The 12,259-nt window shown below is 67.1% G+C and carries 10 protein-coding genes; 7 read left to right on the forward strand and 3 right to left on the reverse strand.

The annotated features are described in order from the left end of the window. From JMF86_RS17005 to fdhA, 3 genes are all read left to right on the forward strand, one after another. Window positions 1–970: TolC family protein (locus JMF86_RS17005; protein ID WP_201317082.1), on the forward strand; the 970-nt coding region annotated here is incomplete at its 5' end. After that, window positions 970–2,160, forward strand: coding sequence for an efflux RND transporter periplasmic adaptor subunit (locus JMF86_RS17010; RefSeq protein ID WP_011547089.1), 1,191 nt, complete (start codon window positions 970–972; stop codon window positions 2,158–2,160). The genes JMF86_RS17005 and JMF86_RS17010, both read left to right, overlap by 1 nt. A 228-nt stretch (window positions 2,161–2,388) precedes the next feature. Continuing rightward, window positions 2,389–3,585 carry a formaldehyde dehydrogenase, glutathione-independent gene (gene fdhA / locus JMF86_RS17015; protein ID WP_011547090.1) on the forward strand — a complete coding sequence of 399 codons (1,197 nt, stop codon included), beginning with the start codon at window positions 2,389–2,391 and terminating at the stop codon, window positions 3,583–3,585. Between the two features lie 85 nt (window positions 3,586–3,670). On the opposite strand, the gene JMF86_RS17020 is transcribed toward fdhA, so the two are convergent. After that, window positions 3,671–4,429: a hypothetical protein gene (locus JMF86_RS17020; protein WP_011547091.1), complete on the reverse strand. Its 759-nt coding sequence runs from the start codon at window positions 4,427–4,429 to the stop codon at window positions 3,671–3,673. Between the two features lie 203 nt (window positions 4,430–4,632). After that, window positions 4,633–6,069, reverse strand: a complete 1,437-nt coding sequence (locus JMF86_RS17025; protein WP_125381620.1) for a PLP-dependent aminotransferase family protein — start codon at window positions 6,067–6,069, stop codon at window positions 4,633–4,635. A gap of 266 nt (window positions 6,070–6,335) precedes the next feature. On the opposite strand from JMF86_RS17025, the gene JMF86_RS17030 reads away from it, so the two are divergent. Beyond that, window positions 6,336–7,745 carry a discoidin domain-containing protein gene (locus JMF86_RS17030; RefSeq protein WP_077220469.1) on the forward strand — a complete coding sequence of 470 codons (1,410 nt, stop codon included), beginning with the start codon at window positions 6,336–6,338 and terminating at the stop codon, window positions 7,743–7,745. 55 nt (window positions 7,746–7,800) lie between these two features. Here the strand turns inward: JMF86_RS17030 and JMF86_RS17035 are convergent, their stop codons facing one another. Beyond that, a complete protein-coding gene (locus tag JMF86_RS17035; protein WP_011547094.1) occupies window positions 7,801–8,916 on the reverse strand; it encodes a GlxA family transcriptional regulator in 1,116 nt (371 codons plus the stop codon). Window positions 8,917–9,271: 355 nt separating this feature from the next. On the opposite strand from JMF86_RS17035, the gene JMF86_RS17040 reads away from it, so the two are divergent. The 3 genes from JMF86_RS17040 (at window position 9,272) to JMF86_RS17050 (ending at window position 12,228) form a co-directional block, all read left to right on the forward strand. Beyond that, window positions 9,272–10,546 carry a serine hydroxymethyltransferase gene (locus JMF86_RS17040; RefSeq protein ID WP_011694820.1) on the forward strand — a complete coding sequence of 425 codons (1,275 nt, stop codon included), beginning with the start codon at window positions 9,272–9,274 and terminating at the stop codon, window positions 10,544–10,546. A 38-nt stretch (window positions 10,547–10,584) separates the two neighbouring features. Then, the gene (locus JMF86_RS17045) at window positions 10,585–11,556 is read left to right on the forward strand and encodes a dipeptidase (RefSeq protein ID WP_006480656.1); all 972 of its coding nucleotides are present in this window, start codon (window positions 10,585–10,587) and stop codon (window positions 11,554–11,556) included. 138 nt (window positions 11,557–11,694) lie between these two features. Then, window positions 11,695–12,228 (forward strand): DUF5943 domain-containing protein, encoded by a 534-nt coding sequence (locus tag JMF86_RS17050; protein ID WP_011547096.1) that lies wholly within the window; start codon window positions 11,695–11,697, stop codon window positions 12,226–12,228. Window positions 12,229–12,259: the final 31 nt, after the last annotated feature.

Below are 12,259 nucleotides of genomic sequence, written 5' to 3' on the forward strand. Positions count from 1 at the left end.
GGGCGGCGCCGTGCCCGCCCGGCTGCCGGCCGATCTGCTCGGCCGCCGGCCCGACATCGTCGCCGCGCGGTTGCGCGTCGAAGCCGCGTTCGCGAATGCCGACTCGACGCGTGCGCAGTTCTATCCGGACGTGAATCTCGTCGCGCTCGGCGGCGTGTTCGCACTGACGCCCGCGTCGCTGTTCTCGCGCGATTCGCTCGCGGGCTCCGTGGGCCCCGCGATCTCGCTGCCGATCTTCGATCGCGGCCGCTTGAAGGCGAAGCTCGGCGCGGACGTCGCGCAGGCCGACGTCGCGATCGGGCTGTACAACAAGACCGTCGACGACGCGCTCGGGCAGGTCGCGCAACTCGTCACGTCGCTGCAGACGTCGCAGACGCTCGTCGCGCAGCAGCAGGACGCGGTCGCGGCCGCGCAGAAGATCGTGCAGATCGCGGCGGATCGGCATCGGCGCGGCGTGCTGATGCAGAAGGACGTCGATGTCGCGGATCTCACGCTGATCGACGAGCGCGCGCAGATGATCGCGCTGCTCGGCAAGCAGCGGACGCTGCGGGTGGGGCTGATCGGCGCGCTGGGCGGCGGGTTCGATGCGGGCGCAACGGTCGCGCAAGCGCAGACGCCGGCCGGGCCGCGGGCGCGGAGTGGGGCGGCGAAGCGCGGGGCGGCAACGGCCGTGGCTGCTGTGGGCGCCGTGGCCGCGAATCGGGAGACGGCTGGCCAGTCTAACGATGCACGCGCAGGCAGCACGGCAGTGTCGCCGGCTGCTACCGCGACGAGCAACGCGTCTGCATCGGCACGACGCGACGACACGACACGCCCGTCGACGATCGGTGCGACCCGCCCCGACGCGGCGCCGCGCGGCAACCCCGTTCTCGCGCGCACGGCCTCGGCGAGCCCGACGCGCGATTCGTCGCCGATGCCTGCGATTCCCGTCTTCCAGCACGATCGTCTGATCGTTACGCAAAGCGACTGATGCACCACGACAACCTCCATTCCGCCGCGCCGCCGGCCGCACTGAACGACCCGGCGCTCGACGCGCGCCGCGCGACGCGCCGCAAGCGCTTCACCGTGTTCTTCGCGATCGTGCTGCTGGCCGCGATCGCATGGATCGCCTACTGGCTGCTGAGCGACCGCTATTACGAAGACACCGACGACGCATACGTCGCGGGCAGCATCGTGCAGGTCGCCGCGCAGATCCCGGGCGCCGTGACCGACGTGGTGGTCGCCGATACGCAAGCCGTGCGCGCCGGGCAGACGCTCGTGCGGCTCGACGACACCGAGGCATCCGTCGCGTTCGCGCAGGCGAAGGCGCAGCTCGCGCAGGCCGTGCGCCAGGTCGCGAACGCGAGGATTTCGAACACGATGTACGTCGAGGCCGTGAATGCGCGCCGCGCCGACCTGTCGCTGGCGCAGCGCGCGCTCGCCGCGCGTTCGGGCGCATCGGTCGAGATCGTCGCGCCGGAAGAACTGGCGCGGGCGCGCGCGGCGGTGGCCGGCGCGCAGGCGAACCTCGCGGCCGCGCAGGCGCAGCTCGACGCGGCGCGCGCGCTCGGCAGCAAGCTGCCCGTCGACGAAAGCCCGGCGGTCGTGCAGGCGGCCGCGCAGTTCAAGCTCGCGTACCGGAACCTGAAGCGCACGACGATCGTCGCGCCCGTCGACGGCACGATCGGGCAGCGCTCGGTACAGGTCGGCCAGCAGGTCGGGCCCGGCGTGCCGCTGATGTCGATCGTGCAGCTCAACCGGCTGTGGGTCGAGGCGAATTTCAAGGAAGGGCAGATTCGCCACATGCGCGTCGGGCAGCCGGTCGAGGTCGTGTCGGATCTCTACGGCTCGCGCATCGCCTATCGCGGCCGTGTGCAGGGCTTCTCGGCCGGCACGGGCAGCGCGTTCTCGATGCTGCCGTCGCAGAACGCGGCCGGCAACTGGATCAAGGTCGTGCAGCGCGTGCCGGTGGTGATCGCGCTCGATCCGCGCGACCTCGCCGCGCATCCGCTGCGCGTCGGGCTGTCGATGCGCGCGACGGTCGACACGCACGACCGCAACGGTCACGCGCTCGACAGCGAGCCGCCGACGCCGGCCGTCAGCACGCGCGTGCACGACGGCGTCGCGAGCGACGCGGAAGCGGCCGCCGCCGCGATCATCCGCGAGAATCAGGGCGGGTGAGCGCCGGGCCGCCAAGGCAGGGCCGGCCGCAAGGGCTGGTCCGGCCCCCGGTAGATTCCCGCCCGACTTTCGTATTTCCGCCATCGATGTCGGCGCCGATCAAACGCATGTCGCGTTTGAGACATCGGCGCCCCTGCCTCCCGGACTACTCTCGAACAGCACGTTGCGCGTGCGCCGCATGGCGCCGGCGCGCCGCGGCGCCATCCAACGAGACATGGAGACAATACGATGAGCAGCAATCGAGGTGTCGTCTATCTTGGGCCGGGCCAGGTCGAAGTCCAGAAAATCGATTATCCGAAGATGGTCGACCCAAGCGGCCGCGCGATCGGCCACGGCGTGATCCTGAAAGTGGTCAGCACGAACATCTGCGGCTCCGACCAGCACATGGTGCGCGGCCGTACGACCGCGCCGGTCGGCCTCGTGCTCGGTCACGAGATCACCGGCGAAGTGGTCGAGGTGGGCCGCGACGTCGAGACGCTGAAGCTCGGCGATCTCGTGTCGGTGCCGTTCAACGTCGCGTGCGGCCGCTGCGCGATGTGCAAGGACACGCACACCGGCGTGTGCCTGAACGTGAACCCGTCGCGTGCCGGCGGCGCGTACGGCTACGTCGACATGGGCGGCTGGATCGGCGGCCAGGCCGAGTACGTGCTCGTGCCGTATGCCGATTTCAACCTGCTGAAATTCCCGGATCGCGATCAGGCGATGGCGAAGATCCGCGACCTGACCTGCCTGTCCGACATCCTGCCGACCGGTTATCACGGCGCGGTGAGCGCGGGCGTGAAGCCCGGTTCGACGGTCTATATCGCGGGCGCGGGCCCGGTCGGGATGGCGGCGGCCGCGTCGGCGCGCCTGCTCGGCGCGGCCGTGACGATCGTCGGCGACATGAACGCGGAACGCCTCGCGCATGCGCGGGCGATGGGGTTCGAGACGGTCGACCTGTCGAAGGACGCGTCGCTCGGCGAGCAGATCGAGCAGATCCTCGGTGTGCCCGAGATCGATTGCGCGGTCGACTGCGTCGGCTTCGAGGCGCACGGTCACGGCTCGTCGGGCCATTCGGAGGAAGCGCCCGCGACGGTGCTGAACTCGCTGATGGAAATCACGCGCCCGGCCGGCGCGATCGGCATCCCGGGCCTGTACGTGACGGACGATCCGGGTGCGAAGGACAAGGCCGCGCAGCACGGCAGCCTGAGCATCCGCTTCGGCCTCGGCTGGGCGAAGTCGCATTCGTTCTTCACGGGCCAGACGCCGGTGCTGAAGTACAACCGCAACCTGATGCAGGCGATCCTGTTCGACCGGCTGCCGATCGCGAAGATCGTCAACGTCGAAGTGATCTCGCTCGACCAGGCGCCGGAAGGCTACAAGAAGTTCGACGGCGGTGCGCCGCGCAAATTCGTCATCGACCCGCACGGGTTGCTGGCGGCGTGATGCACTAGCGTTCGACACGCGTGACGCGTGACGCGAGTACGGGCGGCTCCGGAAACGGGCCGCCCGTTTTTCGTTGCGGGCGCGTTCAGTGGCCGCGATAGAGCTTCGCGAGTTCGGCGTTGCTGGCGGCGGTGCGGCGTGTACGCCCGGTGTGCAGGCTGACGCGGCGGATCGCGCGCGTGGGGCGATGGGCGGTGTCGCGGTTGCCTTTCCAGTCGGCCACGCGGACTGCGCCGGCGCGCGTCCGGTCGGGCCGCAACGACGGCGCGGCTTGTACAACTGCCATCGGGCGAGCAGGTTTGCCGGCGAGCGGGGCGCTCTGTTGCGGATTGGCTGCCACTTGCGTTTGATCAGGCGAATGAAACGGGTAGACGGGTGCCGGCACGACCGGCAGCAACGGATCGTTCGATGCCTGCAGCATGGTTTCGGTCGCGACGGCGGCCGGCGCAGCGGAGCCGCGACAAACGGGATCGGCCTTGCAGGTCTGGTCGACCATCACGTAGCCGCCGACCAGCAGCACGAGCGTGAGGATACTCAGGAGCGGTGCGCTCGATGCGCGCGGCCGCTGGAAAGCCGCGTTGCGCAGCGCGCGGGCGACGCGCGACGACCACGTGTGGAACGATCGCGGCGCATGCACGGCACGCGCGTCGGCCGGCGTGTGGCGAATCGGCTCGAACGGCCAGTTCCACCGACCGCAGACGGGGCAGTGCTCGAGTGCGCGGAACGCGACGAAACCGCATTCGCGGCAGCGGCAGCACGTCGCGTGCCGCGATTCGGCGCGTGCATTCAGCACGGAACGCCAGGCATCGCGCGCGCGGACACTCCGGTTGGGCAGGACGCGCATCGTCAGCGACCGACGGATGCCATCGTGGGGCTACACATCGGCGGTCGTTCGCATTCGGCGTTCATTTGATTCTCCATAACATCGGACGCGTGGAACCCGTTCGTCCGCGTCTGCCTGCCGCTTCATTCTTGGTCGTTCGCGCGCGAAACGCAAGGCGCATGTCGCGCGTTGCGTGGCGCACATTTCGTGCCGCCCGTTTCGTACTAGCCGCCGTGCCGCTGCCGGGCCGCGAGCGTGCCGAGCGTCTCCAGCGCGCGCTCGACGGCCGGGGTCCACGGCCGCCCGTAGTTGAGCCGCAAATAGCGGCGAAAACCGCCGGTGGCGGAGAAGATCGGCCCGGGCGCAATGCTGACGCCGCTTTCCATCGCGTCGTCGAACAGGTGCATCGCGTCCAGGTGCGGCGGCAATTCGATCCAAAGGAAATACCCGCCGCGCGGCGCGAACACTTCGGTATCCGTCGGGAAATACGCGCGCACGGCCGACAGCATTTGCGCCTGGTGCGCGGCGAGATTGCGTCGCAGCTTGCGCAGGAACCGGTCGTATGCGCCGTCGCGCAGATAGCTCGATATCGCCATCTGCGCAGGTACGTCGGCGGCCGGCGTGCTCGTGCCTTTGGCCTCGCGGATCTGCCGGACGAAGCGGCCGGCCGCGACCCAGCCGATTCGGAACCCGGGCGCGAGACATTTCGAGAACGATCCGCAATGCAGGACGAGTCCGCTGTCGTCATACAGTTTCGCGGGCCGCGTGGGCGCCGTGCCGAACTGCAGTTCGCCATACACGTCGTCCTCGATCAGCGGCACGCCGCGCGACGCGAGCAGGTCGATCAGCGCGCGCTTGCGCTCGTCGGTCAGCGTCGCGCCGGTCGGGTTGTGGAATGACGTCATGAACCAGCATGCGCGTACCGGATGCGTGTCGAGCGCCTCGGCGAGCGCGTCGAGGTCGAGGCCCGTGCGCGGGTCGACCGGAATCTCGACGGCCTTCAGATGCAGGCACTGGACGGCCTGCAGCACCGCGTGGAAGGCCGGCCGTTCGATCGCGACGATGTCGCCCGGGCGCGTCAGCGCCTGCAAGCTGAGCGTCAGCGCTTCGGTCGCGCCCGTCGTGATGACGATTTCCTCCAGCGGCAGCGACGCGCCCGCGTTCAGATAGCGCAACGCGATCTGGCGGCGCAGTGCTTCGTTGCCGGGCGGCAAGCCTTCGAGCAGTTTGGTGCGGTCCATGTGGCGAGCGGCCGACGCCACCTGGCGCCACAGGCTGCTCATCGGGAACAGCGAATAGCTCGCGAATGCCGAGCCGAGCGGCACGATGTCGTCGCATTTGAGCGAGTCGAGCAGGCGGAACAGCGCATCGTCGTCGCCGGTTCGAGCGGCGTCGTTCTGCGCGGCGCCCGGCTTGCGCGGCGAATCGCGGCCGAACCGCACGTGCTTGTCCGCGACGTTCGCCACGAAATAACCCGAGCGCGCCCGCGCGACGATCAGGCCCTCGCTTTCGAGCGCGTAGTACGCACGAAACACCGTGGACGGGCTCACCCGATACGCGCGGCATGCCGCGCGCACGGTAGGGATGCGCGCGCCGGCCGCCAGGTCGCCGCGCCGGATCGCGTCGGCGATCGTCTGCGCCAGCACCGCATAGCGCTTCATGCGTGTCCCCCGGCCGTTGTGCCCTGATGACACAGAGTAGTACGGCAGCCGTCACGTGCAAGCGCGCCCCAAATCGCTGATCCGTATGTTTTATCGGCGCTCTGATCCTGTTCTTTCGTCTGACGAACGGGCATCCTCTCGCAAGCTTTGTTCCCGCTGTCCGACCGATACGGAATTCACGCTGCCCGACCGCGAATCCGTGACGTCCGCGCGTGTCGCGCGAGTCCTTTTTTGCGGCGTCCTTACCTTACCCGAAAGTATCCAGCGTGAAACTGCAGACCCTCGTCGCGGGCCTCGTGGCCGGCATCGCCCTCAACCTGTTCAGCGGCGTGGCCGCCGCAGCCTGCGTCAACAATCCCGCCGCCCAGCCGAACGCGACATTCCCCGCCGCGCTGACCGGCAAGCTCGTCTACCACAGCTACGTGAAGTACGGCGACGGCACGAGCCAGCTGTTCCTCTACGATTTCTCGGCCCATACGCTGACGCAACTCAGCAAGAGCGCGTGGGGCATCACCGATCCGATGAATGGTGTGTTCAGCCCCGACGGCAAGTGGCTCGCGTTCATGGGCATCAGCAACGGCGCATGGAACGTGTTCATGCTGCAACTCGGCGCCGGTACGCCGCCCGTCAACATGACGAACAGCACGGGCGCCACGCGCAACGAAGACCCGAAGTTCAGCACGGACGGCAAGACGCTCGTGTTCAAGCAAAACGGCGACGTGAAGCAGGCGACGCTGTCGTACACGAGCGCCGGCCCGGTGTTCACGTCGGTTGTGAGCCTGACGAATGCGCCGGCCGGCGCCGAATACTCGATGCCGTTCCTCGCGCCGGACGCGAGCGCCGTGTACTACGCGACCGGCACCGGCTCGAACATGGGGCTGATGAAGCGCACGATCGCCACCGGCGCGACCGCCGTGTTCGATCGTCCGGCCGGGCTGCAGACGTACTACCCGACCGTGCGTGCGGACGGCATGGTGTACTACGCGCGCTGGAAGGACAGCGGCGGGGCCGACCAGATCTATGCGAAGACGGCCGACCCGGCCTCGACGCCGAGCGCGCTGGCGCTCAACGACTGCATGAGCAACAACTCGGACCCGGCACCCGTCAGTGGTACGAATTACCTGTTTTTCTCATCGACGACGGCGGGTGGTTATCAGCTCTATGTCGGCGACGTGACGACCGGTCAGCGCTGGAGCCTGTCGCAGTTCGGCGTGAATGCCGACGCGACGAAGGCGAAGCTCGGCGCGAATTACTACGGCGGCGCGGCCGCGGCGCGCACGCTGCTGTCGCAGGGGCGGCCGGCCGCGGCGTCGGCGAGCTACAACGCGTCGCTCACGGCAGACAAGGCATTCGACGGCAACACGGCGAGCACGCGCTGGGATTCGCCGGAAGGCGCCGGCGTCGATCCGCAATGGATCTCGGTCGATCTCGGTGCGACGAAGACCATCAGCAGCATCGATCTGTACTGGGATGCGGGCGCGCTCGTCTACCAGATCCAGACGTCGAACGACAACGTGAACTGGACGACGATCTACTCGACGAGCAACGGCGTGTCGTACAGCCATGTGACGTTGCCGAACCTGAACGGGCACGGCCGTTATGTGCGGATGCTCGGCACGAAGCGGGCGACGCAGTGGGGGTATTCGCTCTATGAAATGCAGGTGTGGGGATCGTAAGCGAAAACGGAAAGCGGCCTTCGAGGCCGCTTTTTTGCATCAGGTACTGCCCGCCTCACGCATGCAGCACACGCGCCGGAAACGCCGGCGCAGCACTCACCGCACCCTGCGCGAGCGGCGCGACCTGCTTGCGGCGCTCACGCGTCGGCGCGACGCCGAACGCATCGCGATAGCTCTTGCTGAAGTGGCATGCCGACTGGAAGCCGCACGCCATCGTGATGTGCATGATCGACATGTCGGTCTGCAGCAGCAGCTCGCGCGCACGGCGCAGCCGCAGCGTCAGGTAGTAGTGCGTCGGCGTCATTCCCAGATGCTCGCGGAACAGGCGCTGCAACTGCCGCTGCGACATGTTCGCGAGCCGCGCGAGCTCTTCGCGCGACAGCGGCTCCTCGATGTTGTTCTCCATCAGCGAGATCACTTCGAACAGCGACTTGTTCGCCGAGCCGAGGCGAGCAACCAGCGGCATGCGCTGCTGCGCGCTCGTGTCGCGCACGTGTTCGACGATGAACTGCTCGGCGATCTGCGTGACGCGCGCGGTGCCGACGCGCGCGGCGATCAGGTTCAGCATCATGTCGAGCGGTGCGACGCCGCCCGTGCACGTGATGCGGTCGCGGTCGATCACGAACAGTTCCTTCAGGAAGCGCGTGTCCGGAAACTCTTCCTTCAGCGCCGACATGTTCTCCCAGTGGATCGCGCACGCGTAGCCCGCGAGCAGCCCCGATTTCGCGAGTGCATAGGTGCCCGTGCACAGGCTGCCGAGCGGGATGCCCGAGCGCGCGAAGCGGCGCAGGGTCGACAGATGGGCGGGCGTGGTCGCGCGCTGTACGTCGACGCCGCCGCACACGAACACGATGTCGGGCTGTCCCGCGCATTCGGCCGGGCCCGTGTCGACCGTGAGGCCGTTGCTCGCCGTGACCGGGCCGCCGTCCGGGCTGATCACCGACCAGCGGTAGAGCGGCTGACCGCTCAGGTAGTTCGCCATCCGAAGCACCTCGATCGCATTGGTGAACGCGATCATCGTGAAGTTCGGTAACGGCATGAACGCGAAGTGGGACAGCGACGCTGTGCGGTCGGGCGACATGGGGAGCGTTCCTTGAATCTCTAATAGCTTTTGGCCCGGGGCACGGATCGGGCTGCGGTATTGTGTGAGCGAGTGCAACAAGCGTGCCATACGGCTAAACCCTAGCTCCATACGTTGTCTGGGCATCGGGCCGTTGTTGCACTGCACCGTATCCGGGAGACGCCGCACGCGAACGTGCGGCAAACGCACTGCCGGTGTGCGTGTCCATAGGTGAACAGCCCGCACCGTTTCCGGCGGTCATACCGAAAAGCACGACCGGTCACTTGTATAAAACGGACGTGCATGGCGGAAAAGGCAAAGAACGCGTCTAAATTCATCAATCCGCCGAAAATCCGAACGACAAGAATAGAGCCGTCGGCAGCCTTGCACTGGAAGCATGGGAAACCCAGGCACGGCGGGCCTTGAGCTTCGGTTGCAGCCCTTTATTCTTCGTCACGGACGCACTATGTCGAACACCCAGCCTTTCTTCTCGCAGCCCCTTGCCGAGCGCGACGCGCCGGTGCGCAGCGCCATCCTGAAGGAACTCGAGCGTCAGCAGTCGCAGGTCGAGCTGATCGCGTCGGAAAACATCGTGTCGCGCGCCGTGCTCGAGGCGCAGGGCTCGGTGCTGACCAACAAGTACGCGGAAGGCTATCCCGGCAAGCGCTACTACGGCGGCTGCGAATTCGCCGATGAAGTCGAGGCGCTCGCGATCGACCGCGTGAAGCAGATCTTCAACGCCGGCTATGCGAACGTGCAGCCGCACTCGGGCGCGCAGGCGAACGGCTCGGTGATGCTCGCGCTGGCGAAGCCGGGCGACACGGTGCTCGGCATGTCGCTGGATGCCGGCGGCCACCTGACGCACGGCGCGAAGCCGGCGCTGTCGGGCAAGTGGTTCAATGCCGTGCAGTACGGCGTGAACCGCGACACGCTGCGCATCGACTACGACCAGGTCGAGGCCCTTGCCCACGAGCACAAGCCGAACCTCATCATCGCCGGCTTCTCGGCGTACCCGCGCGCGCTCGACTTCGCACGCTTTCGCGCGATCGCCGACAGCGTCGGCGCGAAGCTGATGGTCGACATGGCGCACATCGCGGGCGTGATCGCCGCGGGCCGTCATGCGAACCCGGTCGAGCACGCGCACGTCGTCACGTCGACCACCCACAAGACGCTGCGCGGCCCGCGCGGCGGCTTCGTGCTGACCAACGACGAGGACATCGCGAAGAAGATCAACTCGGCCGTGTTCCCCGGCCTGCAGGGCGGCCCGCTGATGCACGTGATCGCCGGCAAGGCGGTCGCATTCGGCGAGGTGCTGCACGCGGACTTCAAGACCTACATCGACAACGTGCTCGCGAACGCGCAGGCGCTCGGCGAAGTGCTGAAGGCCGGCGGCGTCGATCTCGTCACGGGCGGCACCGACAACCACCTGCTGCTGGTCGACCTGCGCCCGAAGGGCCTGAAGGGCGCGCCGGTCGAGCAGGCGCTGGAACGCGCGGGCATCACCTGCAACAAGAACGGCATCCCGTTCGACACCGAGAAGCCGACCGTCACGTCGGGCATCCGCCTCGGCACGCCGGCCGGCACGACGCGCGGCTTTGGCGTCGCGGAGTTCCGTGAAGTCGGCCGCCTGATCCTCGAAGTGTTCGACGCACTGCGGGCGAACCCGGAAGGCGACCCCGCAACCGAACAGCGCGTGCGTCGCGAGATCTTCGCGCTCTGCGAGCGCTTCCCGATCTATTGATCGACCCCACAAGAACAGTCACACGAGCGAGAGCAGATATGAGCACGCTGCATCAGGACAGCATCATCATCGACGGACTGAACATCTCGAAGTTCGAGAAGCCGGTGTTCGAGGACATGCGAAAGGGCGGTATCACGGCCGCGAACTGCACGGTGTCGGTGTGGGAGAACTTCACCAAGACCGTCGACAACATCGGCGTGATGAAGAAGAAAATCCGCGACAACGGCGAGCTGCTGACGCTCGTGCGCACGACGGACGACATCTTCCGCGCGAAGAAGGAAGGCAAGACCGGGATCATCCTCGGCTTCCAGAACGCGCATGCGTTCGAGGACAACCTCGGCTACATCGAAGCGTTCGCCGACATGGGCGTGCGCGTCGTGCAGCTCTGCTACAACACGCAGAACCTGGTCGGCACCGGCTGCTACGAACGCGACGGCGGGCTGTCGGACTTCGGCCGCGAAGTGATCACCGAGATGAACCGCGTCGGCATCATGGTCGACCTGTCGCATGTGGGCGGCAACACGTCGTCGGAAGCGATCGCGTTCTCGAAGAAGCCGGTGTGCTACTCGCACTGCCTGCCGTCGGGCCTGAAGGAACATCCGCGCAACAAGAGCGACGCGCAGCTGAAGGAGATCGCCGATGCGGGCGGCTTCGTCGGCGTGACGATGTTCGCGCCGTTCCTGAAGCGCGGCATCGAAGCGAACATCGACGACTACATCGAGGCGATCGACTACGTCGTGAACCTGATCGGCGAAGACGCGGTCGGCATCGGCACGGACTTCACGCAGGATTTCGCGAAGGAATTCTTCGACATGCTGACGCATGACAAGGGACGCTATCGCCAACTGACGAACTTCGGCAAGGTGATCAACCCGGACGGCATCCGCACGATCGGCGAATTCCCGAACCTGACCGCCGCGATGGAACGCCACGGCTGGAGCGAGTCGCGCATCCGCAAGATCATGGGCGAGAACTGGGTGCGCGTGTTCAAGGACGTGTGGGGCGCGTAAGCCCTCGCCGAGCCGAACCGCTCCCTTCGTTTCAACATAAAAAAATCGGGACGTGCCCGCGCAAGCAGCGTGGGCGCGCGGACGATGTCGCGCCGGCGCACCGAGCCGCGCGGCCAATTTCCTCACGGAGTCACCACGATGCAACCGCAACTGCCGATCAACGTCGATCCCGATACCGGCGTCTGGACCACCGACGCGCTGCCGATGCTGTACGTGCCGCGCCACTTCTTCACGAACAACCACGTCGCCGTCGAGGAAGCGCTCGGCGTCGAAGCGTATGCCGAGATCCTCTACAAGGCCGGCTACAAATCCGCCTACCACTGGTGCGACAAGGAAGCAAAGCAGCACGGCATCACCGGCGTGGCCGTGTTCGAGCACTACCTGAAGCGCCTGTCGCAACGCGGCTGGGGCCTGTTCTCGATCATCGAGGCCGATCCGGCGAGCGCACGCGCGAAGATCGAGCTGCGCCACTCGTCATTCGTGCTCCAGCAGCCGGGCAAGGAAGGCAAGCTCTGCTACATGTTCGCGGGCTGGTTCGCGGGCGCGATGGACTGGGTCAACGACACGACGCCGGAAGGCAAGGGCGCGCCGCGTGCGTACTCGAAGGAAGTGCAGTGCGCGGCCGAGCATCACGACCACTGCGTCTTCGAAGTGTCGCCGATCGCGCACTGATGCACTGACGCATTGATTCACTGAAGCAGAA

Source organism: Burkholderia sp. E168m15, from assembly GCF_016586105.1.
GTDB classification, from domain to species: domain Bacteria; phylum Pseudomonadota; class Gammaproteobacteria; order Burkholderiales; family Burkholderiaceae; genus Burkholderia; species Burkholderia orbicola.

What these genes read in the sequence shown, in the direction of transcription:
- JMF86_RS17010 (WP_011547089.1), top strand. Translation starts at nt 970, where the DNA reads ATGCACCACGACAACCTCCATTCCGCCGCGCCGCCGGCCGCACTGAAC.
- fdhA (WP_011547090.1), top strand. Translation starts at nt 2,389, where the DNA reads ATGAGCAGCAATCGAGGTGTCGTCTATCTTGGGCCGGGCCAGGTCGAA.
- JMF86_RS17020 (WP_011547091.1), bottom strand. Translation starts at nt 4,429, where the DNA reads ATGCGCGTCCTGCCCAACCGGAGTGTCCGCGCGCGCGATGCCTGGCGT.
- JMF86_RS17025 (WP_125381620.1), bottom strand. Translation starts at nt 6,069, where the DNA reads ATGAAGCGCTATGCGGTGCTGGCGCAGACGATCGCCGACGCGATCCGG.
- JMF86_RS17035 (WP_011547094.1), bottom strand. Translation starts at nt 8,916, where the DNA reads ATGGCACGCTTGTTGCACTCGCTCACACAATACCGCAGCCCGATCCGT.
- JMF86_RS17040 (WP_011694820.1), top strand. Translation starts at nt 9,272, where the DNA reads ATGTCGAACACCCAGCCTTTCTTCTCGCAGCCCCTTGCCGAGCGCGAC.
- JMF86_RS17045 (WP_006480656.1), top strand. Translation starts at nt 10,585, where the DNA reads ATGAGCACGCTGCATCAGGACAGCATCATCATCGACGGACTGAACATC.
- JMF86_RS17050 (WP_011547096.1), top strand. Translation starts at nt 11,695, where the DNA reads ATGCAACCGCAACTGCCGATCAACGTCGATCCCGATACCGGCGTCTGG.